The 21,366-nt window shown below is 59.1% G+C and carries 20 protein-coding genes; 19 read left to right on the plus strand and 1 reads right to left on the minus strand.

Features of this window, described 5'->3' with window-relative positions:
• The first annotated feature begins 5 nt into the window (after window positions 1–5).
• The 5 genes from F5897_RS00965 to F5897_RS00985 all read left to right on the plus strand — a co-directional run bounded on the left by F5897_RS00965 (window position 6) and on the right by F5897_RS00985 (window position 4,875).
• Window positions 6–887 carry a bifunctional methylenetetrahydrofolate dehydrogenase/methenyltetrahydrofolate cyclohydrolase gene (locus tag F5897_RS00965; RefSeq protein WP_183304166.1) on the plus strand — a complete coding sequence of 294 codons (882 nt, stop codon included), beginning with the start codon at window positions 6–8 and terminating at the stop codon, window positions 885–887.
• Window positions 884–1,411 (plus strand): adenine phosphoribosyltransferase, encoded by a 528-nt coding sequence (locus F5897_RS00970; RefSeq protein ID WP_183304167.1) that lies wholly within the window; start codon window positions 884–886, stop codon window positions 1,409–1,411. Before F5897_RS00965 ends, F5897_RS00970 begins: the two co-directional genes overlap by 4 nt.
• Window positions 1,401–2,405 (plus strand): mycothiol synthase, encoded by a 1,005-nt coding sequence (gene mshD / locus F5897_RS00975; protein WP_183304168.1) that lies wholly within the window; start codon window positions 1,401–1,403, stop codon window positions 2,403–2,405. The genes F5897_RS00970 and mshD overlap by 11 nt, the downstream gene beginning before the upstream one ends.
• Window positions 2,406–2,427: 22 nt before the next feature.
• Window positions 2,428–3,363 carry an AEC family transporter gene (locus F5897_RS00980; protein ID WP_183304169.1) on the plus strand — a complete coding sequence of 312 codons (936 nt, stop codon included), beginning with the start codon at window positions 2,428–2,430 and terminating at the stop codon, window positions 3,361–3,363.
• 186 nt (window positions 3,364–3,549) lie between these two features.
• Window positions 3,550–4,875, plus strand: coding sequence for a peptidoglycan DD-metalloendopeptidase family protein (locus F5897_RS00985; protein WP_233574323.1), 1,326 nt, complete (start codon window positions 3,550–3,552; stop codon window positions 4,873–4,875).
• 91 nt (window positions 4,876–4,966) lie between these two features.
• On the opposite strand, the gene F5897_RS00990 is transcribed toward F5897_RS00985, so the two are convergent.
• A complete protein-coding gene (locus F5897_RS00990) occupies window positions 4,967–5,458 on the minus strand; it encodes an inorganic diphosphatase (RefSeq protein ID WP_183304170.1) in 492 nt (163 codons plus the stop codon).
• 100 nt (window positions 5,459–5,558) lie between these two features.
• Between F5897_RS00990 and tilS the strand changes: the two genes are divergently transcribed.
• The 14 genes from tilS (at window position 5,559) to F5897_RS01060 (ending at window position 21,297) form a co-directional block, all read left to right on the plus strand.
• Window positions 5,559–6,605: a tRNA lysidine(34) synthetase TilS gene (gene tilS, locus F5897_RS00995; RefSeq protein ID WP_183304171.1), complete on the plus strand. Its 1,047-nt coding sequence runs from the start codon at window positions 5,559–5,561 to the stop codon at window positions 6,603–6,605.
• Between the two features lie 21 nt (window positions 6,606–6,626).
• Entirely contained in the window at window positions 6,627–7,178 is a 552-nt protein-coding gene (gene hpt, locus F5897_RS01000; RefSeq protein WP_124824360.1) for a hypoxanthine phosphoribosyltransferase, read from the plus strand.
• A 250-nt stretch (window positions 7,179–7,428) separates the two neighbouring features.
• Window positions 7,429–9,393, plus strand: coding sequence for an ATP-dependent zinc metalloprotease FtsH (ftsH, locus tag F5897_RS01005; RefSeq protein WP_183304172.1), 1,965 nt, complete (start codon window positions 7,429–7,431; stop codon window positions 9,391–9,393).
• The gene (gene folE / locus F5897_RS01010; protein WP_343048716.1) at window positions 9,390–10,022 is read left to right on the plus strand and encodes a GTP cyclohydrolase I; all 633 of its coding nucleotides are present in this window, start codon (window positions 9,390–9,392) and stop codon (window positions 10,020–10,022) included. Before ftsH ends, folE begins: the two co-directional genes overlap by 4 nt.
• Window positions 10,015–11,313, plus strand: coding sequence for a dihydropteroate synthase (gene folP, locus F5897_RS01015; RefSeq protein WP_183304173.1), 1,299 nt, complete (start codon window positions 10,015–10,017; stop codon window positions 11,311–11,313). The genes folE and folP overlap by 8 nt, the downstream gene beginning before the upstream one ends.
• Entirely contained in the window at window positions 11,310–11,828 is a 519-nt protein-coding gene (gene folK / locus F5897_RS01020) for a 2-amino-4-hydroxy-6-hydroxymethyldihydropteridine diphosphokinase (RefSeq protein WP_124824356.1), read from the plus strand. Before folP ends, folK begins: the two co-directional genes overlap by 4 nt.
• Window positions 11,803–12,294, plus strand: a complete 492-nt coding sequence (locus F5897_RS01025) for a DUF3180 family protein (RefSeq protein ID WP_124824355.1) — start codon at window positions 11,803–11,805, stop codon at window positions 12,292–12,294. The genes folK and F5897_RS01025 overlap by 26 nt, the downstream gene beginning before the upstream one ends.
• Window positions 12,295–12,334: 40 nt before the next feature.
• The gene (locus F5897_RS01030; protein WP_124824354.1) at window positions 12,335–12,874 is read left to right on the plus strand and encodes a PH domain-containing protein; all 540 of its coding nucleotides are present in this window, start codon (window positions 12,335–12,337) and stop codon (window positions 12,872–12,874) included.
• Window positions 12,874–14,619, plus strand: a complete 1,746-nt coding sequence (locus F5897_RS01035; RefSeq protein WP_183304175.1) for a PH domain-containing protein — start codon at window positions 12,874–12,876, stop codon at window positions 14,617–14,619. Before F5897_RS01030 ends, F5897_RS01035 begins: the two co-directional genes overlap by 1 nt.
• A 25-nt stretch (window positions 14,620–14,644) precedes the next feature.
• A complete protein-coding gene (locus tag F5897_RS01040; protein WP_343048718.1) occupies window positions 14,645–15,325 on the plus strand; it encodes a DUF2520 domain-containing protein in 681 nt (226 codons plus the stop codon).
• An 81-nt stretch (window positions 15,326–15,406) separates the two neighbouring features.
• Complete coding sequence (gene lysS, locus F5897_RS01045; protein WP_124824351.1) at window positions 15,407–16,948, plus strand: lysine--tRNA ligase; 1,542 nt, start codon at window positions 15,407–15,409, stop codon at window positions 16,946–16,948.
• A 57-nt stretch (window positions 16,949–17,005) separates the two neighbouring features.
• Entirely contained in the window at window positions 17,006–17,194 is a 189-nt protein-coding gene (locus F5897_RS01050) for a hypothetical protein (protein ID WP_124824350.1), read from the plus strand.
• On the plus strand, window positions 17,191–18,666 hold the full coding sequence (gene cls, locus F5897_RS01055) for a cardiolipin synthase (RefSeq protein WP_183304177.1): 1,476 nt from the start codon (window positions 17,191–17,193) through the stop codon (window positions 18,664–18,666). Before F5897_RS01050 ends, cls begins: the two co-directional genes overlap by 4 nt.
• A gap of 114 nt (window positions 18,667–18,780) precedes the next feature.
• Window positions 18,781–21,297 (plus strand): ATP-dependent Clp protease ATP-binding subunit, encoded by a 2,517-nt coding sequence (locus tag F5897_RS01060; protein ID WP_124824348.1) that lies wholly within the window; start codon window positions 18,781–18,783, stop codon window positions 21,295–21,297.
• The last annotated feature ends 69 nt before the right edge of the window (window positions 21,298–21,366 follow it).

Genomic DNA, 21,366 nt, shown 5'->3' on the forward strand with positions numbered 1-21,366 from the left:
TTAGTATGGCAGCGGAAATTCTTGATGGTATTGCCTGTGCTGCGGCGTTGAAAGCCCAGCTGCGTGAGCGGGTACAGCGGCTGCAGGAGCGCGGTGCGAGCTGTGGCTTGGCAACTGTGCTGGTGGGCTCAGATCCTGGCAGTCAGTGGTATGTTAATGGCAAACACAAAGACTGCGCTGAGGTGGGCATCGCTTCGCTGCGGCGGGAGCTGCCGGAGGATGTCACCCAGGAAGAGCTCGAGGCGGTGCTGCGGGAACTAAATGAGAACCCGGAGTGCACCGGCTACATCGTGCAATTGCCGCTGCCAAAGCACCTTGACACTGACCGGGTGCTGGAACTTATCGACCCGGCTAAAGACGCCGATGGGTTGCACCCGACAAACCTGGGGCGGTTAGCGCTTAACGTTAATAAAGAAATCACCACCCCGCTGCCGTGCACTCCGCGCGGCGTAATTGAGTTGGTGAGCCACTACGGCATTGACTGGAATGGCAAGCATGTGGTGGTGATTGGCCGCGGCGTGACGGTCGGTCGCCCGATTGGAGCGCTGCTGACACGTCGCGAGATTAACGCCACGGTTACCCTGACTCACACCGGCACTAAAAACCTGCCGGAGCTGCTGCAGCAGGCCGATGTGATTGTTGCTGCCTCCGGTGTGGCACGGCTGGTGCAGCCAGAGCACGTGCGGCCGGGCGCGGTTGTGCTTGACGTGGGAGTGAGCCGTGAAATCGACCCGGTAACCGGAAAATCAAAGGTAGTTGGTGATGTGGATCCGGCCGTCGCCGAGCGTGCCGCATGGATTTCGCCGAACCCTGGCGGGGTTGGCCCGATGACCCGCGCCCTGCTTTTGAAGAACGTGGTAGAGATGGCGGAGCGGCAGAGCCGATGAACGCACAGCTTTCCAGAGCCCGAGATCTCACTCGCTACACTCAGGATTTCCCCAAACCCGGGATTTTGTTTCGCGATGTCACACCGGTCTTAGCAGACGGTGCGGCGCTGCAAGCGGTAACCGCTGACATCGTCGACAACGCCCCTGCCTTCGACGTGGTTGCCGGAGTTGAAGCGCGCGGCTTTTTGATTGCGGGCGCCGTTGCAGCGGCAACTAAAACCGGGGCACTGGCGGTTCGCAAAGCCGGCAAACTTCCGGTGCCCAGCGCGAGCGCCAGCTACGAGCTGGAATACGGCACCGCAACCATCGAGGTGCAACAGGATATTCCGCCCGGGTCGCGAGTGCTGATCGTTGATGATGCGCTGGCAACCGGTGGCACCGCGCTCGCGGCGGCACAGGTGCTGCGTGCCATTGGAGCTGAGGTTGTGGGACTCAGCGTGCTTCACGAAATCAGCGGTCTAAACGGTCGCGCCGCGCTGGGAGAATTACCGTTGCACGTGGTCTTTCCTAACAGTGAAACATAATTCCCTAACCGTGATGCGTGACAAGCTGCCACTAGCCGATTTTCAGGCTTTCGCCGCCGCTATAGAGGCGGCTGACGGGGTTGCTGCTTTTAACGATGATTCGCTGCTTGGTTATCACCGTAAAAGCGTGCTGTGGTGTGCTGGTGCTTCCGGCGAGTGCCTTGCCGCAGCGGTGTGGCAACAAGAGGGCGGCGCCGTCACCGCAGAGCTGGCGGTGGCACCGCAGGCACGCCGCCAGGGTGTGGCGCGGCACCTGGTGAGCGCAATTGCACGGGACGCTGATCCCGCAACCACCGCACTTTTGGTATGGGCGCACGGCAATTTACCGGCGCAGCAGCGGTGCGCCGCGGCGTTGGGATTCGCCGCGGTGCGCGAGCTGCATAAAATGGTGCTGCCAGAAATTTCCGTGGCGCTCGTTGGCATGCAGGAAAGCGCTAGCAAGGGCACCGCAGCTAATGATGACAGCCTGGCCGCGCCCGCAGATAACACCAGTGCCGCAATGGGAGTTGGCTCCGAGGTCACAGTGCGCAGCTTCACCCCGGCAGACAGTGATGCATGGGTGCAGCTAAACCGCGAGGTCTTCGCGAATCACCCGGAACAAGGCAAACTGACGCTGCGTGACTTGCAAGAGCGGCTGGCGCAGCGGTGGGCTGATCCACGCAACTTCTTGCTGCTGCAAGATACCAGCGGAAAGCTGCTCGGATACAACTGGCTGAAAATCACTCCCGAAGCGGCTGAGATTTACGTTATTGGGGTCGCGCCGGAGCAGGCAGGCCACGGTTACGGCAAGCTGCTGCTGCAAGCTGGCCTGGAGCGGCTTTTGGAGCTGGGGCACAGTCGTGTCGAACTGTATGTTGATGCCGCAAACACTGCTGCGCTGCGGCTGTATCAGCGCTGCGGTTTTGAGATCGTAGAAACCCACACCCAATACCGGTTAGGCGCCACGGCGCTGCAGAGTCTTGCCGGGGTGCAGCAGCAGGCGGCCGCCGGGTAACGGCGCAGCGCTGGAGGTGAACATGTTGCAGGTGGTGACAGGGTTTACGGTAATCGGCGCCGCGATTCTGTGCGGCTACGTGCTGGGGCGCAAAAATCTGCTCGGGCAACACGCCGGTTACGTGCTCAGCCGCCTAGTGTTTTTCTTGCTGTCACCGGCGCTGTTGTTCACCGTGATGGCGCAGGCGGATCCGCGCACCCTGTTTTCACCTCTGCTGGCGGTGTCGCTGCTTGCCGCCATCGTGGTTGCTCTGCTCGGCTACCTGGTGCCTCGTTACTTTTGGGGAGCGCCCAAGTCGGAGGCCCTGATTTTGGCGGCCGCAAGCAGTCAAATCAACTCCAACAACATCGGTATCCCGCTGTCGCTCTACATTCTAGGCAGCACCGCCTATCCGGCGCCAGTGCTGCTGGCGCAGGTGTTGCTGTTTTTGCCGCTGTTGCTGACGCTTTTGGAGTTGCTGACCCGAGCGCCGGGGCAGTCGATCCGCAAAACTTTGCTGCACTCGCTGGCGAATCCGATTCTGTTGGGTTCGGGGCTGGGTATTGTGGTGTCCCTGACCGGTGCGCAGCTACCCACCCTGGTGTGGGATCCGGTGCAGCTGCTCGCGAACGCTGCTATCCCGGTGCTGCTCGTGAATTTCGGTATCTCCCTGGCCGAGCGGCGGAGCGCAGCCGCGATTGCAGACCGCAGCATGCAGCGCCAAAACCTTCTGTTTGCGGTGTTTTTGAAACTGCTAGCGATGCCGCTAATTGCCTATCTTGGCGGTGCTTTGATTTTCAGGCTTGACCCGCAGCAGCTTTATATCGTGACAATTCTCGCCGCCCTGCCCGCAGCGCAAAACACCTTCAACTATGCGCAGCGCTACGCTGTCGGATTTAACTTGGTGCGCGATGTGGTGGCGCTGACCACGCTCGGCTGTGTCCCGGTGATTGCGGGGTTGGCGTTGCTGTTCGGGTAGGGAGCCGCTGTTCGAGTATGGCGCTGCTATGGTTGGGCTGCGGCGCTGTAGCGGCAACGGCGTAGCCGCGCAGCGCTGATTTTGCGGCAAGCCCTGCTAAAACCTTGTTTTTGCAGCCGCGCCTGGTATTTTGGCTAGAGAAAGTACTAAACTCCACTGGGTTTGGTGTGAATTGGAGGATTCCCTGTGCAGAAGAACAGCAAAAAAACTCGCCTGACAGGGGCGCTCGCTGGCGTCGCTGTGGCAGCCGTGTGCTTTGGCGGTTTGCAATATATTCCAGCGCAGCCTGCTTATGCGGTGGATCTGCCAACCTGGGAAGATGTGCAGCGCGCTAAGGAAAATGAGGCCGCGGGTGCTGCGAAGGTTGCTGAAATTAAGAATCTGCTCGCCGAAGTGGAAAAAGAAATGGCGCAGCTGCAGAGCGCAGCTGAAGCCGCGGCGCAGCAGGCGCAGCAGGCGCAGCAGGAGTTTGAAGCGGCTGATTCTCGCCATCAGGCGTTAGCCGGGCAAGCAGAGAACAGTAAAAAAGAAGCAACGCTAGCAGCTGATTCTGCGGCTTCGGTGGTGGCGCAAATGTATCGCTCCGGCGGGGTGGACCGTAACCTTGAACTGTTTTTGAATTCTGATGCGGCGAGCGCTGACGCGCTTTTGTCGCGGCTGTCCCTGATGTCCAAGGCGTCTGAGCGGACGACATCCCTGTCTGAAAATGCTTACCAAGCGGCTAACACCGCAAGCGCATTGACCGCGCAAGCGGAAGAAGCCGCAGCGGAGCGGCAACGACTGTACACAGATGCCGAAACGAAGTGGCAGAGTGCCGCTAAGGCGGTTGAGGACACTCGTCTGAAACAGCAGCAGACTGAGGAAAAGCGACGTGTTCTGGAGGCGCAACTCGCGGCGCTGCAGGATGACACCGTGCAAACCGTAGCGGGCTACGAAGAGCGCCTACGAATTGAAGAAGAACAGCGCCGCCGGGAGGAAGAAGAGCGTCGTAGGCGAGCAGCTGCGGAGGCTGAAGCGGCCCGTAGGCGCGCTGAAGAAGCCGCTGCCGCAGCGCAGCAAAGCGGCGGTGGCGGTGGCGGTGGCGGCGCAGCCCCGAGCGTTCCCACCCCGCCAGCTGCCAGCGGCAGCTGGAGCAGCCCGCTCGGTGCCGGATCTTACTATGTCAGCTGCCACTACGGCTGCTACTTTAACCATCAGGGCATCGACCTCGCAGCAGGCCCCTGGACTCCTATTTACGCGGCATCCGCGGGGCAAGTCACCTGGTCCGGCTGGAATGGCGGCTACGGCAACCTGGTGATGATTGATCACGGCGGCGGGGTGCAAACTCGCTACGGGCACATGATACAGGCGCCCGCAGTGAGCTACGGCCAGTGGGTTGGCCCCGGGCAGCTTATCGGCTATGTTGGTTCAACAGGGTATTCTGATGGCCCGCACCTGCACTATGAAACCCGCGTCTGGGGCACCGCCCACAACCCTTACTACTTCATGGGCGATCGCGGCATTTGGTTGTAAGCTCTGAATTACACAGCAAGCCGCAACATTTGGCCTAACAAAAGCGGGTGGTCTGGAAAATCCAAGCCACCCGCTTTCGTTGTCAATCTGCTTAGTGCCCAGCAGCTGCGAGACGGTCAATCGCCTCCACAATCAGCTGCTCCGCATCAGCGGCGCTGCCCCAAGCATCCACCTTCACCCATTTGCCCGGCTCCAGGTCTTTGTACCGCTCGAAGAAGTGCTCAATCTCTTTGCGGGTGTACTCCGGAATGTCAGCAACATCCTGAATGTGTGCCCAGCGTGGATCCTTCGCCTGCACCGCAATGACCTTGTCGTCGCCGCCGGCCTCATCACTCATGCGCAGCACCCCAACCGGGCGCACCTTTACCCCGACGCCCGGGAACACAGGGTAGTCGAGCAGCACCAAAACATCCAACGGATCGCCGTCCTCACCGAGAGTGTTCTCGAAGAAACCGTAGTCGGTCGGGTACACAAAGTTGGTGTAGAGCACGCGGTCGAGGTAAACGCGACCGGTTTCGTGATCCACCTCATATTTATTGCGGCTGCCCTTAGGGATTTCGATAACTGCATCATATGCTGCCATAGTTGCTCCTTGTCGTTTAATTAATAACGCTGGTTTCATTCTACTAAGCCGCAACAGGGTGCGGCTGAAACCTGCGGCCAGAGCCGATAAAATTAGCTGAATGGGCGGAAATCTAGATCACACAATCGCGAAACTGCGGGTTGCGGTGCGGCGTGCCCTAGCAGATGCCGTGCAAACTGCGTCGCATCACAGTGTTGTGGTGGGATTATCAGGCGGCGCGGATTCACTCGCGCTAACCGCGGCGACCGTGTTTGAAGCGGCGAAACTTGAGCTGCAGGTTTATTGCGCGGTTGTGGATCATGCCCTCCAATCGGATTCTGCCACGGTGGCGGCGACGGCAGCTGCAACCGCCACCCGGATGGGAGCTGTCGCTCAAGTGCTGCCGGTGAACGTGCGGCACACCGGGGAGGGGCTAGAGAGCGCAGCGCGCACGCAGCGGTATCAGGCGCTGGCAGATTTTTGTGACGCTGTTGGCAGCGCGCTGCTGCTGACCGGACACACCGAGGATGACCAGGCGGAACAGGTTTTGTTGGCGCTGGCGCGGGGTTCCGGGGTGCAGGCAATAGCGGGGATTCCGCCGCGGCGTACCCTTGTCAGCTCCGGCGGGAACGAGATTACTGTGCTGCGGCCGCTGCTTCGTATCACCAGGGCTGAGACGGAGGCTGCCTGCCGCGCGGCCGGGCTGGCTTGGTGGGACGATCCACACAACCGCGAAGAACGTTTTTTAAGAGCTAAGGTAAGGCATCACGTGTTACCGGTGCTGCGCGAGCACCTGGGGGAAGCGGTGAGCGTAAATCTGGCGCGCACCGCGCAGTTGGCGCATGCTGATGCGGCGGCGCTGCAGGAGCTAACAGAGCGCAGTTTCGCAGCAGCGGCGCAGTTGCGGCGAGATTCAGCGGGACAGGTGAGCGGCGTGGTGTTTGCGGTGCCGGATGTGCAGCAGCAGCCGGAGGCGATTCGCAACCGAATGATTCGCAGGGCAGCTGCTGCGCTGGGGTGCTATTACACCATGCAGCAAACCGCGGCGGTGGCAGCTTTGATTACCTCGTGGAATGGCCAAAAACCGCTAGATTTACCGGGCAGCAGAGTTAGCAGGCTGCGCGGGGAGCTTATTTTTGAAAAAACCGGTACGATAAATTCACAGTAAGTTTAGATTCGAGAGGAAGCAATGCACGCGACAGACATCGCAAACGAACTCGCTGAGGTGCTGCACACCGAGGCCGAGCTGCAGCAGAAACTTGCCGAATTAGCGCGGCAAATTGAGGCTGATTACACCTCCGAGCCACCGCTCTTGGTGGGGGTTTTGAAGGGTGCCGTGATGGTTGTTGCGGATCTTGCCCGCGAGCTGAAGTTTCACGCAGAGATGGACTGGATGGCGGTTTCCAGCTATGGTTCTGGTACCAAATCTTCTGGTGTGGTGAAAATTCTGAAGGATCTTGACACCGACATCACTGACCGCGACGTGTTGATTGTTGAAGACATTATTGACTCCGGCTTGACCCTGTCGTGGCTGAAGGAAAACTTGCTCAGCCGCGGCGCGAAAAGCGTTAAGATTTGCACCATGCTGCGTAAACCAGAGGCGCTGAAAGTAGATATTGAAGTGGAATATGTGGGCTTCGATATTCCAAATCAGTTTGTGGTGGGTTACGGTCTTGACTACGCTGAAAAATACCGGAATCTACGGGATGTCGCGGTGCTCGCGCCGCATGTTTATTCCTAGCAAGTCGGGCAACCGCGGCAATCCCTCGCTGTGTCACACTCGCGACGGCGCTCACCAGATAAACCCGGTTTTACTGGTTTCCGCCGGTAGCTCCCGGGAACGCCTGGGGCGCAGCAACCCCACATTTAACTGATTACGCATTAACTTCATAAAAGCGCTCAAAGTTTAGCTTGTAGCTGAATATTCAGCCGGAACTAAAACTATAAAGATAGGCTGAGAGTGTTGCAAACCCCGTTGAGAAAGGCTCTTTGTGGCTGCTGTAAACTCCAAGCGGAAGAAATTTTTACGCGGACCGCTGCTGTATCTGGTGCTCGCACCGCTGATTGTGCTGCTCGGCTGGTCGCTGCTGGCGCAAGGCTCAAACCCTGAAGTGAAGACTGATCGGGGCTTGGAGTTGTTGCAGAGCGCCGAGTTGAAGAACGTCACGATTATTGACGGCGAACAGCGGGTCAACCTAGAGCTAGTTGAGCCAGACGATAAAACCGGCGCGCAAACTGTGCACTTCTACTATGTAGAGCAGCGCGGCGCAGCTGTTGTGGAAGCGGTTAATAAGGCCAAAATCGCTGACGGCTACAGCGATTCTGTGCCGCAGCCGAACCCGTTTTTCTCGATTCTGACCTTCTTGCTGCCGCTTTTGATCTTTGGGGTGCTCATCTGGTTCATGATCTCCAGCGCCGGTAATGGCCGGGGTGTGATGCAGATCGGTAAATCCCGCGCTAAACTGGCCTCTAAAGAAATGCCGCAGGTGCGTTTCAGTGACGTCGCAGGCGCAGACGAAGCCGTGGAAGAGCTGCACGAAATTAAAGATTTCCTGCAAGACGGCAAACGCTACAAGGCAGTCGGCGCAAAGATTCCGAAGGGCGTGTTGCTGTACGGCCCGCCGGGCACCGGTAAAACCCTGCTCGCTCGTGCGGTTGCGGGGGAGGCCGGGGTGCCGTTCTACTCCATTTCCGGCTCCGACTTCGTGGAGATGTTTGTTGGTGTAGGTGCTAGCCGAGTGCGCGACCTGTTTAAAGAGGCGAAAGCTAACGCTCCCGCAATTATCTTCGTGGACGAGATTGACGCAGTGGGGCAGCGTCGTGGCAATGGCTTCGGCGGCGGTCACGATGAGCGTGAACAAACCCTGAACCAGCTTTTGGTGGAGATGGACGGTTTTGAATCAGACACCCAGGTGCTGATGATTGCTGCCACTAACCGCCCCGATATGCTAGACCCGGCGCTGCTGCGCCCGGGCCGCTTCGATCGGCAGATTGGCGTTGACGCGCCTTCGCTGGTGGGTCGCCAAGCAATTTTGGAGGTGCACGCCAAGGGTAAGCCGCTCGCAAGCGATGTTGATCTTGCCGCTGTGGCGCGTAAAACCCCGGGCTTTACCGGCGCAGATTTGGCAAACGTGTTGAACGAGGCTGCGTTGCTAACAGCTCGGTCAAACGCGCAGCTGATCGATAACCGCGCGCTTGACGAAGCAATTGACCGTGTGATGGCCGGTCCCCAGCGCCGCACCCGGATTATGAAAGACCACGAGCGCCTGGTTACCGCCTACCATGAGGGCGGGCACGCGCTGGTGGCTGCTGGTCTTAACCACACAGATCCGGTCACAAAAATCACTATTTTGCCGCGCGGTCGGGCGCTGGGATACACCATGGTTGTACCGCTTGACGACAAATACTCAGTCAGCCGCAATGAGCTGCAGGATCAAATTGCCTACGCGCTGGGTGGCCGAGTTGCTGAGGAGCTGGTGTTCCACGATCCGACAACTGGCGCCGGTAACGATATTGATAAGGCAACCGACACCGCGCGACGGATGGTGGTTGACTACGGTATGAGCGCGAAGCTCGGTCCGATTAAGCTCGGCAACGCTAACACCCAGGCATTTATGGGAGATCCGACCGCCGGCGGCGCTGGCTACTCTGACAAAGTGGCGGAACAGATTGACGCTGAGGTGCGTGACATTATGGAACAGGCACACAATGAGGCCTACCAGGTGCTTACGATGAACCGCGATGTGCTCGACCGTCTAGCACACGAGCTGCTCGAAAAAGAAACTCTCGATCATAACCAGATTGCAGAAATCTTTAAAGATGTCAAGAAACTGCCGCAGCGTGAAACCTGGCTCTCCAGCGAGGCGCGGCCGGTGTCACAGATTCCTCCGATTGCGGTGCCACGCGCAACCGCAGCTACCGCAGCCGACATCGCAACACCCGCCGCAACACAGTGAATGCAGTAGATCAACCCCGAATCCGTGCAGCCGTCAGTGAAATCTTGGCGGCTCTGGGAGCGGATCCGCAAGCCCCACACCTGGCACAAACGCCAGAGCGAGTTGCCGCCGCATACGCGGAATGGTGCTCCGGGGTGGGGGTTGATCCACATCAAATTCTGTTACAGAGCATCGCAGCGGAGTGCCCCACCGGAGACCTCGTGGGGGTTAGAGACGTGGAATTCACGGCGCTGTGCGAGCATCACTTGTTGCCGTTTCACGGGAAAGCGCACATTGCGTACTTGCCGGGGGAAAAAATTGTGGGGCTGGGTGCACTGGCGAGGGTTACCCAGGCGCTTGCGGCCCGGCCGCAGTTGCAGGAGCGGCTTGGAGCGGAGCTGGCTGGGGCGATCCACACTGCCCTCAGCGCGCGTGGTACTCTGGTGGTTTTGGAGGCCCGGCACGGCTGCCTCAGCGACCGCGGTCCGAAGCAGCTCGCAGCTCGTGCTCTGACCATCTCCGCCGAGGGAGAATTACGCACCGGGCCGCTGCGAGATGCGGCGCTGGCGCTGTTGACCCGGCACGATAGGGGCGTGGAGTTGGGTATGACTGCGGATTCGGACACAACCGTGGAGCGGGCAGATGACTGAGATTTTCGGAATTCTCAATGTGACCCCCGACAGTTTTAGTGACGGGGGCAAGTTCGATACGGTTGCCGCCGCGGTGCGGCACGCCGAGCACATGCTTGCCGCGGGAGCCACGATTATTGATATCGGCGGGGAAAGCACCCGCCCAGGCTCGACGCGGGTTACTCCCGCAGAGGAGCAGCGGCGGATCCTGCAGGTGGTGCGCGAGGTGAGCCAGCTCGGGGCGGTTGTTTCGGTTGATACCCTGCATGCCAGCACCGCCGAATTAGCGCTGGCTGCGGGGGCGCAGATTATTAACGATGTCTCCGGCGGCTTGCACGATCCGGCGATGTATCAGATCGTCGCCGCTGCCGGCGCAAAATACGTGCTGGGACACTGGCGGGGGATTCCTGATCCGCAGCATCGCCGCAGCAACTACGACAATGTCACCGCGGAGGTTGCCGCGCAGCTTAACAGGCTCGCAAACGCTGCGCAGGCTGCCGGAGTCGCGCCGGAGAAGATTATTGTGGATCCGGGTCTTGGCTTTGATAAAACCGCGGCCCAGTGCTGGCAGCTGCTGCACGAACTCGGGCAGCTGCAACAGCTCGGATACCCGGTTCTCATCGGGCTGAGCCGCAAGCGGATGATTGCTGCGGCGCTGCAGGAAGTCGCGGTGGACGCCGCCGCAGCGCTTGCTACAAAAGACTTAGCCAGTGCGGTTGCAAATGTCTTGGCGGTGCAGCAGGGGGCCTGGGCGGTGCGTACACACGATGTGGCGGCAACTACGCAGGCGCTTGCGGTGTGGCACAATTTCACTGCAGCGGTGCCGCGAACTGTGCAGCCGCAAACTGGCGCGCGAACCGTGCAGCCGCAAACCGCAGTGACCACCGCTGCTGCAACCGTGACCGCCGCCGTGCCAAACGACACTATCTTCCTTAGTGGGCTAGAGGTTTACGCTCACCACGGTGTTTTTGCGGCGGAAAAAACCACCGGGCAAACCTTTCTGATTGACGCGGTGCTGGAACTAGATTTTGCGGCAGGTAACGCCGCTGATGAAATCACGCGCACCGTGAACTACGGGGAAGTGGCTGCCGCCCTGCACGCTGCGGCTGCTGCAGACCCGGTGGACTTGCTGGAAACCCTGGCGGAGCGCCTCGCCAAGGTGTGCCTCAGCTTTACCGGGGTCGCAGCAGTCACCGTCACCGTGCATAAGCCTGAGGCTCCGATTACGGTGCCGTTTGGAGATGTCGGAATTACCATCACTCGCCGCCGGCCAGCCGCAACCACAACTGCGACGGCTAAGGAGCTGCGATGATTTCCCAGTTTGCCCCAATCGTGCTGGCTTTCGGCGCTAACCTTGGCGATCGCGCCGCAACGATTGCCGCGGCGCAGCAGGAGCTAGCAGCGCACCCACAAATCACCGAGTGGCAGGCGTCACCGCTGGTGTGCAGCGCGAAAGTTACACTCACAGGGGTGGATCACGCCGGCCCTGCATACCTCAACGGGGTCGCGACCGCGGTGACCACACTGCAGCCGCTCGAACTGCTCTGTTTGCTGCAAGATTTGGAAACAAAATACGGCCGTATCCGCGATCAAAAATGGGGCGATCGCACCCTAGATATTGACATCATCTCCTACGCCGGAGTCGTACAGCGCACCCCGGAACTAACGCTGCCGCACCCTTTGGCCCATACCAGAGACTTTGTGCTGGCCCCGTGGCTGCTGCTTGATCCACACGCGGTGCTATTGCGGCACGGGCGCGTCAGTGACCTGCTGCAGCGCCTGGGCAACACCACCGCTGTGTATGATTCGGAGCAAGAGCGTGTTTAGCAGGCCCCAGCCATTGAGCTACGGTGTGTACGCCGCCCTGGCGGGAGCGGTGATGGGATTTTGCGTGCAAATTTTGGCAACCGTGCGTGGCGCGGCCCTTTTCATCCCGTCCTGGGCGCAGGGTGCGGTTGTGCTTGCCATCGCCGTTACCGTGCTGCTGCTAGCATGGCAAACCCGCAGTCAGCAACGCGCCTATGGCATGGTGCGAGACCCTTTTAGGGCGGTGCGGATCCTCATGGCGGCGCGGGCAGCAGCCTTGCTTGGCGCGCTGACCCTGGGCTTTGCCGTTGGTTTACTACTGTGGATTTTGCCGCGGTTGGCGCACGTCGCTGTCACCGTTTGGGGTCCGACCACTATTCTCGCGTTGTGCGCAGTGGTAGCCTATATTCTAGGAGTGATAGCCGAGCGGTGGTGCATGCTGCCGCCGGCAGACGACGGCACCGCAGCGGAGTCAGCCGCTAGCTAACGAGCCGCCGCCAGTTGCAAGTAACAGAACAGGAAGAACAATGGAGATCAGAGAGTTTGACGGCGGTGCGCAGATTGCCGGCTTAGGCCCGCAACAAAACTGGCCTTACGAGACCGGAAAATGGCACCGTATCAGCCCCACCTATGTGTGGGTTGACCTTGCAACCAACCTGATTTTTGCGGTGCTGTTCTTGGGGGCGGCATGGTTCGTGTTTCAGCAAGATTTTGATGCTAAAACTGGGATTGCCATTAGCCTACTAGCAATCGCGGTGCTTTCGATCGGCAGCGGTTTGCTGGCTTTCCGTCGTGCCCGCACTATCGGATACATGCTGCGCGAGGATGATTTTGTGTACAGCCGGGGCCTGCTGTTTCACCGGGTGATTGCGGTGCCTTACGGCCGGCTGCAGCTGGTAGATGTAAAACAGGGCCCGCTGCTGCGGATTTTTAACCTCGCAAGTCTGAAATTTGTGACCGCGGCCGCCGGCAGCAACGTGGAGCTGCCAGGATTGTCAAAAGAGGTTGCGGATCGGCTGCGTGATGAGCTGATTGCAATCGCCGAATCACGTCGAAGCGGGCTGTAATGCAACCGGAAACACAGCTTGAAACCACCGCGGCAGAGATTAACGCGCAGCTACCTGGTAAGCACGACGCCGAGGGCTGGTCTTATCTCAGTAAACTCTCACCGGTGCTCAACAGCGGCTTGATGATGTTTGTGGCCCTGAGCATTGTTTTCGTGAACGCCCGAGACAGAATCATCGGGTTATTCTTCCCTCCGTTCCGTAACGATTTCACTGACTACTCTGGATACGGCGGCGATACCTTCGACGTTTTCAGTGCTCTCGCGCAATTCGGTTACCTGGCGGGAATCGGGCTGGTGGTGCTGGCGGGTCTGTTGGTGTGGCTGGTGAGCTGGGTCGAGTGGCGCTTTACCCGTTACCGGGTTACCGCGGAAGCGGTGCAGCTGCGCAAAGGAATGCTTTTTAAACAGCAGAAAGTTGCGCCGCTGCGGAAAATTCAGGGCGTCGATCTGGAGCGGAAACTACTCGCAAAGATTATGGGCCTAGCTGCGGTCAGCATCACTACCGCAGGCGGTAACCTGAAACTCGAATACCTCAGCTACGCAGCAGCACAGCAGGTGCGGGAACAGCTGCTGCGGCTGGTGCACATCACCAATCAGCCAGCTGCTGCTGCGCAGCAGGCAGGGGTAGCCGAGGCAGGTGCCCCAACCGTAGGTGGCACAGGTGCGCAGGCTGATCCACAGCACTCTAACCTGCCACAGCAGCTTATCGCGCCCCAGCAGCCGCTTGCGGTGCCGCACACTGCTGCGTACGGCACCCCACCGCAGGCGCCAGTATCCACTTCCGGAACCACGCCACAGATTGGCACCACCGCTGCGCAATTGACACAGTATGCCGCCGCGCTGCTTCCCGAAACCGCTGCGCAGAGTGTTGTGAAGCTTTCGCCGGGGCGAATCTTGCTGAGCTTGCTGCTGAGCGGCACCACCGTGTTCATCGGGATACTGGTGCTGGTCGGGCTGCCTCTGCTCTTTCTGCTGCCGCATGATATTGATGACCTCTTCGCGATTGGTTTCGGCTTCATTTTCGCGCTGCTGCCAGCCGCTATTGCGCTGATCAGCATGGTCTTCAAAACTCTTAACGAGAGCTACAACTTTAACATCAGCGACAGCCCCTCCGGGGTTTTGATAACCGCGGGGCTCACAACCACCAAAACCGCAACCGTGCCGCAGCGGCGCATCAACGCAATCGAGGTTAATCAGCCACTGCTGTGGCGACTAGCAGGCTGGTACCGCGTAAAATTTGTGAGCTCCGGCGGCGGCACCGAAGCAGAAATGGCAAGCGGTAAAGGTTACCTGGCGCTGCCGGTGGGCAGCCGTGACGAGGTGCTACGGGTGCTGGAGCTGCTGCTGCAAACCGAGGTGCCTGAGGCGCTTGCAGCCGCGGTGCTCAACCCTAAAGCGAAGCTGCCTTACCGTGCTGCATTACGGGCAACCCCGCTGCTGACCATAAACGCGAAAATGGAGGGCGCCGCGCTGCTTAGCGCCGGCGGCAAGCCGGTGCTGTTGAGCAAAGGCGGGCTGGCAACCCATCGTAACTGCCTGATCCTGCTCGATCGGGCCCAGGCCGTGCAGGTTTCAGCCGGACCGCTGCACACCCTGCTGCGCCTGCACCGGGTCGAAGCGATTAAGCGCGGGATGACAACCCGCAGTGCCATTCGCGGGCTCCGCCCGGTTGCAGCTCGCGAGCTGTTCACTGAAATTAACCAGGCGCAGCTGCATAAAACTGGCGAGGCAGCGGATGCAGCATAAGCCGGGGCGGCTTACAGTTGGAGTCGTGGGTTCTGGAAAGGTGGGTCCGATTCTGGCCCTCGCACTCGCCGGTGCTGGGCACCATCTCACCTCGATTACGGCAACCGGCGAGAGCGCTCGCGAGCGGGTCGCCGCGATGTTGCCGGAACTGCCAATTCTGCCGGCAGACGAGGTGGTTAAAAGCTGCCAGCTGGTGATTTTTGCGGTGCCCGGCGACGAACTACCGCAGTTGGTGGCTGGTCTCACCAAGATAGGGGCTTGGCAACCTGGGCAGCTTGTGGCGCACACCGCGCCCGAGCACGGTTATAGTGTTTTCATGCCGGCACTGACAAGCGGTGTGATTCCGCTGGCGCTGTCACCGGTTATGGTGTTTTCCGGCACGAGCCTTGATTTAGCGCGGCTGCAGGAGAGTAGCTGCGTGGTCAGTGCCCCAGACCCGGTGCTGCCAATCGCGCAGGCGCTGGCGGTGGAAATCGGTGCCGAACCGCTGGTGCTAACCGACGAATCACGCGCCGAATACGCGCAAATCATTTCCTACATCCGCGACTTTAGCGCCAGCCTAGTGCAGCAAAGCGACCGCCGGCTGCGCGAAATCGGGGTGGCTGATCCACATAAAATCAGCGAACCCTTAATTGCCAGCAGTATTTCCGAGGCGCTGCGGGTGGCTGATCCCCTGCGCTATGAGAGCGAGTTTGACGAGCCATAAAATCTTGCGGCGCCGCACCGTTAGCGAGGCAGAAACCCGGTAAACTAAAGCTATTAACTAAAGCTATACAAAGGAGCGCTAATGAGCGAACAGTCGCAGAAACCTGAAGCTACCGAAACTTTCGAAGAGAAAGTGCACGAGCAGAAGGCGGTGCGTCTTGCCAAGCGCGACAAGCTCAACGAGAACGCTCCGCTGGGCGGCGGGGCCTACCCAGTGACGGTTCCGGTAACCACCACCATCACCGCGGTGCGTACCGCGTGGGGGCACCTCGAAGAGCAGCCAGAGAGCCAGTCAGGCGAGGTTGTGGGTGTAGCCGGGCGCGTGATTAACCTGCGCAACACCGGGCGGCTGTGCTTCGTAGCGCTGCAGGCCGGTGACGGCACCAAACTGCAGGCGATGCTGTCAGAAGCGCTGGTCGGCAAAGAGCAGCTGGCAAGCTTTAAGGAGTTGGTGGATCTCGGTGACCATTTGTTCGTGCACGGCGAGGTTATCTCTAGCAAACGCGGTGAGCTGAGCGTCATGGCTGACAGCTGGCAGGTTGCTGCAAAAGCACTCGCGCCGCTGCCGAACACTTACAAAGACCTCAACGAAGAAACTCGGGTGCGGCAGCGCTACCTCGACCTGATTGTGCGAGAGCAGGCGCGCCGTAACGTGCTGACCCGCGCCACCGCGATGCAGAGCCTGCGGGAAACCTTCGCGGCGCAGGGCTTCGTGGAGGTCGAGACCCCGATGCTGCAGACCATGCACGGCGGTGCCGCAGCACGTCCGTTTGTAACCCACTCCAACGCTTTTGACACTGAGCTCTACCTGCGCATCGCTCCGGAGCTTTACCTAAAGCGTGCCCTGGTCGGCGGTATGGAGCGGATTTTCGAGATCAACCGCAACTTCCGTAACGAGGGCGCCGACTCCACCCACAGCCCAGAGTTTGCGATGCTCGAAGCCTACCAGGCTTACACCGACTACAATGGCATTGCCGATTTAACGCAGCAGCTGGTGCAAAACGCGGCGCTCGCGGTGAACGCTGGCACTGAACGCGAGGGCACCCATGTGGTGCAGTGGGCTGATGGCACCCTGTTTGATCTCGGCGGCGACTGGGATCGCATCAGCATGTACGGCACCCTGTCAGAGGCTTGCGGCAAGCACATCACCCCGGAAACCACTGTGGCTGAGCTGCAGCAGATTGCTGACGCTGCCGGTGTAGAGGTGAAACTGCCGAACCACGGCAAACTGGTTGAGGAGCTGTGGGAGCACTTCGTGAAAGAGCACCTGACTCGCCCAACTTTCGTGATGGATTTCCCGGTCGAGACCAGCCCGCTGACTCGCCATCATCGTGAGATTCCGGGGGTTGTTGAAAAGTGGGATCTCTATGTGCGCGGCTTCGAGTTGGCAACGGGCTACTCTGAACTGACTGATCCGGTGGTGCAGCGCGAGCGGTTCATGCAGCAGGCTGCGGAGGCGGCGCGCGGCGACGATGAGGCGATGCGCGTTGACGAAGAGTTCTTGACCGCAATGGAGCACGGTATGCCACCTGCCGGCGGTATGGGAATGGGCATGGATCGATTGCTGATGGCGCTCACCGGCCTCGGGATTCGGGAAACCATTCTGTTCCCGCTGGTGAAATAGTGGCTGTCGGGCGCAGGCATGGGGTTTTCTGTGGCTGCGCCCTGTTACACTTGAAGCATGATTGAAGAGTGGTTGCCAAACGCCATCTGGTCACTTATCCCCACGATTTTTGCGGGTTTGGTGCTGTGGCTGATTATTCGATCAATTCTGCGTGCGGATCGCACCGCCCGGCGTGAATACAGCCGCATTGAGGCAGAAGAACGTGCTAAGGCTGGCCTGCCACCGAAACCAAAAACCGGGGTATGAACTATTTCGGCATTGAGCTCAGCTGGTGGCAGATTTTGCTGCCGGCAGTTGATACTGTAATCCGCATTACGGCGCTGTTTACGGTGCCTCGCAACCGTCGCCCGTCTTCGGGGATGGCGTGGCTGCTGTTTATTTTCTTCCTCCCTATTCCCGCGGCGCTGCTGTTTGCGGTGATCGGCAGACGGAATCTGCCCAAGCAGCGCAGGGAGCGACTGAAGCGTTTCCAAAAGGGCATCAGAGAGCAGCTCAATGACGAAACTCTACTGGCATTCCCGGTGCCGCAGCAGCCCCGTCGGCAGGCGGTTGAAAACGCTATTAAAATCGCTCGCACCTTGGGCGCGTTCCCGATGGTCGGGGGCAACACCGCACAACTGTGGCCGGAATATCACGAGTCTATTGCGCAGATGGCCGCGGCAATAGACCGTGCTACCCGCTTCGTGCACATGGAGTTTTATATTCTGGTGCAGGACGACACTACCGCGCCGGTTTTTGAAGCGTTAGAGCGCGCTACCAAGCGTGGCGTTAAAGTGTATGTGTTAACTGACCACATTTCCGCGGTGCGTAACCCCGGAATGCGTCGTACCCGTTTAACGCTGCAGCGAATTGGCGCGGAGTATCGTTATATGCTGCCGATTCGCCCGTGGCGCGGACAGTGGCAGCGCCCGGATTTGCGCAATCATCGCAAACTGCTCGTAATTGACGGTGAGATTGGGTTTATGGGCTCCCAAAACCTCGTGGACTCCAGCTACAATAAGCTGAGCAACCGCCGTCGCGGGTTGCACTGGAAAGACCTGATGGTGGAGCTGCAGGGGCCGGCCGTGTTGGCACTCGAAGCGGTCTTCTTGAACGACTGGTACGCAGAAACCGGGCAGGTGCTGGAACAGGTGGCGCAGCTGGAGCCGGTTTTTGCGGCAGATGCTACACTCGAGGCGCAGCTACTACCTTCCGGTCCAGGCTACGCTACGGAAAATAATCTGCAGGTCTTTGTCGCGTTGATGTATGCCGCGGTGAGTCGGATCCGCATCACCAGCCCGTATTTTATTCCCGACGGCGCGCTGATGTCGGCACTGAAGGCGGCAACCGCACGCGGGGTTAGCGTGGAATTGTTCGTGTCGGAAATTGGTGACCAGTTCGGGGTTTATCACGCGCAGCGTTCTTACTATGAGGAGTTGCTAACCGCGGGGGTCAAAATTTATCTGTTCCGGCCGCCGTACATTTTACACTCGAAGCACTTTTCCATTGATGAAGACGTTGCAGTTATCGGATCTTCTAACATGGATCAGCGCTCCTTCAACTTGAACTTCGAGATTTCCCTGATTGTTCACAGTGCCGAGTTTGCTGCGCAGCTGCACCGCGTCACTGACGATTACCGAGGTAACTCCCGGGAGCTAACGCTGCAAGAGTGGCAGCAGCAGCCACTGCCGAAGCAGCTTTTTGACAATTTGCTGCGACTCACTAGCGCACTACAGTAGGGAACTTTACTGCTGGCGTAAGCCATAGGCGAACAGCACAATTTTTTGCGGTGTCAGGCCTTAAAGTAGGGGTGGAACTAATGTATCTGCGAGCAGCGGGTACGAGGAGGAATAATGTTTGAGAGATTTACCGATCGCGCACGCCGAGTGATTGTTTTGGCGCAGGAAGAAGCGAAACTGCTCAATCACAACTATCTGGGTACAGAGCACATTCTGCTGGGTCTGATTCACGAGGGCGAGGGCTTTGCGGCCAAGGCGCTACAGGAATTGCGGATCACTCTCGACGCCGTGCGGCAGGAAGTGACCGATACGATCGGGGTCGGTTCAGACAACACTAGCGGGCACATTCCTTTTACGCCTCGCGCTAAAAAAGTTTTGGAACTCAGCCTGCGTGAGGGGCTGCAGCTTGGGCACGGCTACATTGGTACCGAGCACCTGCTCTTGGGGTTGCTGCGCGAGGGTGACGGCCTCGCGGTGAAGGTTTTGGCGCGGCTCGGTGCGGATGTGCAGACTGTACGTACAACCGTTTTGAATCTGCTGCAGGGTAGCCAGAACGGGAAAGATCCGGTTGCTGCCGGGGTGCAGGAGGGGCGCGCCTCGAAAGAAAAAGGTTCGCAGGTGCTGAATCAGTTCGGTCGCAACCTCACGGAGGCGGCGCGCGAGGGCAAACTTGACCCTGTTGTGGGGCGTGAAAAAGAGGTTGAGCGCGTGATGCAGATTCTGTCACGCCGCACCAAAAACAACCCGGTGCTGATTGGTGAGCCGGGTGTCGGTAAGACCGCGGTTATCGAGGGACTGGCGCAGGCTATTGTGTCGGGGCAGGTGCCAGAGACGCTGAAAGACAAGCAGGTTTATGTGCTTGATTTGGGGTCCCTGGTGGCTGGTAGTCGCTATCGTGGTGACTTTGAAGAGCGCCTTAAAAAGGTGACAAAGGAGATTCGCACCCGCGGTGACATTATTATCTTTATCGATGAGATTCATACCCTGGTTGGTGCAGGTGCCGCGGAAGGCTCAGTTGATGCTGCAAACATTCTGAAACCGCAGCTGGCTCGCGGTGAACTGCAGACCATCGGTGCCACTACGCTCGATGAGTACCGCAAGCACTTTGAGAAAGATGCTGCGCTGGAGCGCCGCTTCCAGTCGGTAATCGTGAATGAGCCGAGCGTGCCGCACACTATTAACATTCTGAAGGGACTGCGGGAACGCTACGAAGAGTTCCATGGTGTGAAGATCACCGATGAGGCTATCGAAGCAGCGGTGAAGATGTCAGCGCGCTATATTCAGGATCGTTTCTTGCCAGACAAAGCGATTGACCTGATTGATGAGGCTGGGGCGCGGCTGCGGTTGTCTGTGCTGTCAAGCCCACCGGAGTTGGCAGAGCTTGATGAGCAGATTGCGCTGGCGCGAGCTGAGAAAGACAAAGCGATTGAGGAGCAACGCCTTGATGACGCTGCTGCGAAGCGTGAAGAAGAGCGCGCTCTCACCGCGAAACGGCTGGAGCGTGAAAAAGAGTGGCGCAAGGGTAACGTTGAGACCGGCGGGGTGGTCGATGAGGGGCTTATCGCGGAGGTGCTGGCTAACTCTACCGGGATTCCGGTATTTAAGCTGACCGAGGAGGAAACCGCACGCCTGCGTTTCATGGAGGAGTCACTGCACCAGCGAGTGATTGGCCAGAAAGAGGCGATTGCTGCGCTCAGCCGCACGATTCGGCGCCAGCGTGCGGGGCTCAAAGACCCGAAGCGGCCGTCAGGTTCTTTCATTTTCGCGGGCCCAACCGGCGTCGGTAAAACTGAGCTGGCTAAGGCACTTGCGGAATTCCTGTTTGACGATGAAGACTCGCTGATCTCGCTTGACATGTCAGAATACGGTGAGAAGCACACCGTGTCGCGGTTGTTTGGTGCGCCTCCGGGATTTGTGGGCTTTGAAGAGGGCGGTCAGTTGACTGAACGGGTGCGCCGTAAGCCGTTTAGCGTGATTCTGTTTGACGAGATTGAAAAAGCACACCCCGATATTTTCAACTCTCTGCTGCAGATTCTTGAAGAAGGCCGGCTGACCGATGGGCAGGGTCGTGTGGTCGATTTTAAGAACACCGTTATCATCATGACCACGAACCTCGGATCTAAGGGCATTGCCGGCGGTCCCGTGGGCTTCCAGATGGGAGCTGAAACCGCAGCCGGATATGAGGCAATGCGCGGTAAAGTGAATGAGGAGCTGAAGAATCACTTCAAGCCGGAGTTTTTGAACCGCGTTGATGACACCATCGTGTTCCCACAGCTGTCGAAAGATGAGCTGCTGCAGATTGTGACGCTGTTTGTGAAGAAACTTGCCGACCGTCTGTATGAACAGGAAATGTACCTCACCATCACCGACGCGGCGAAAGAGCGTCTTGCCGATGTAGGTTATAACCCTGCTCTCGGGGCGCGGCCATTGCGCCGTGCGGTGCAGCGCCTGCTGGAGGATCCACTCTCAGAGATGATGCTGAACGGCGAGTTCGTTGCTGGCAACACCGTCGCGATTGACTTTGTGGACGGGGAGTTCACCTTCGCCACCAGCGGGGAAGCTAAAAACTTTGCCCGCACCGCGGCAACCAGTGCCGCAGCCGTGGCACAGGGCGCAAGCACTCAAGACTAGCTGGCATAGCCGGGTGATGCGAGCGGGCAGGGGTTTAACCTTTGCCCGCTCGCTTTGGGTGCGGGCCGG

It is taken from the genome of Canibacter oris, from assembly GCF_014197205.1.
Classification (GTDB): Bacteria; Actinomycetota; Actinomycetes; order Actinomycetales; family Microbacteriaceae; genus Canibacter; species Canibacter oris.

What these genes read in the sequence shown, in the direction of transcription:
- F5897_RS01025 (WP_124824355.1), top strand. Translation starts at nt 11,803, where the DNA reads ATGATTCGGAGCAAGAGCGTGTTTAGCAGGCCCCAGCCATTGAGCTAC.
- tilS (WP_183304171.1), top strand. Translation starts at nt 5,559, where the DNA reads ATGGGCGGAAATCTAGATCACACAATCGCGAAACTGCGGGTTGCGGTG.
- folK (WP_124824356.1), top strand. Translation starts at nt 11,310, where the DNA reads ATGATTTCCCAGTTTGCCCCAATCGTGCTGGCTTTCGGCGCTAACCTT.
- F5897_RS00970 (WP_183304167.1), top strand. Translation starts at nt 884, where the DNA reads ATGAACGCACAGCTTTCCAGAGCCCGAGATCTCACTCGCTACACTCAG.
- hpt (WP_124824360.1), top strand. Translation starts at nt 6,627, where the DNA reads ATGCACGCGACAGACATCGCAAACGAACTCGCTGAGGTGCTGCACACC.
- F5897_RS00965 (WP_183304166.1), top strand. Translation starts at nt 6, where the DNA reads ATGGCAGCGGAAATTCTTGATGGTATTGCCTGTGCTGCGGCGTTGAAA.
- F5897_RS00990 (WP_183304170.1), bottom strand. Translation starts at nt 5,458, where the DNA reads ATGGCAGCATATGATGCAGTTATCGAAATCCCTAAGGGCAGCCGCAAT.
- lysS (WP_124824351.1), top strand. Translation starts at nt 15,407, where the DNA reads ATGAGCGAACAGTCGCAGAAACCTGAAGCTACCGAAACTTTCGAAGAG.
- F5897_RS01035 (WP_183304175.1), top strand. Translation starts at nt 12,874, where the DNA reads ATGCAACCGGAAACACAGCTTGAAACCACCGCGGCAGAGATTAACGCG.
- cls (WP_183304177.1), top strand. Translation starts at nt 17,191, where the DNA reads ATGAACTATTTCGGCATTGAGCTCAGCTGGTGGCAGATTTTGCTGCCG.
- F5897_RS01050 (WP_124824350.1), top strand. Translation starts at nt 17,006, where the DNA reads ATGATTGAAGAGTGGTTGCCAAACGCCATCTGGTCACTTATCCCCACG.
- F5897_RS01030 (WP_124824354.1), top strand. Translation starts at nt 12,335, where the DNA reads ATGGAGATCAGAGAGTTTGACGGCGGTGCGCAGATTGCCGGCTTAGGC.
- F5897_RS00980 (WP_183304169.1), top strand. Translation starts at nt 2,428, where the DNA reads ATGTTGCAGGTGGTGACAGGGTTTACGGTAATCGGCGCCGCGATTCTG.
- folP (WP_183304173.1), top strand. Translation starts at nt 10,015, where the DNA reads ATGACTGAGATTTTCGGAATTCTCAATGTGACCCCCGACAGTTTTAGT.
- F5897_RS01060 (WP_124824348.1), top strand. Translation starts at nt 18,781, where the DNA reads ATGTTTGAGAGATTTACCGATCGCGCACGCCGAGTGATTGTTTTGGCG.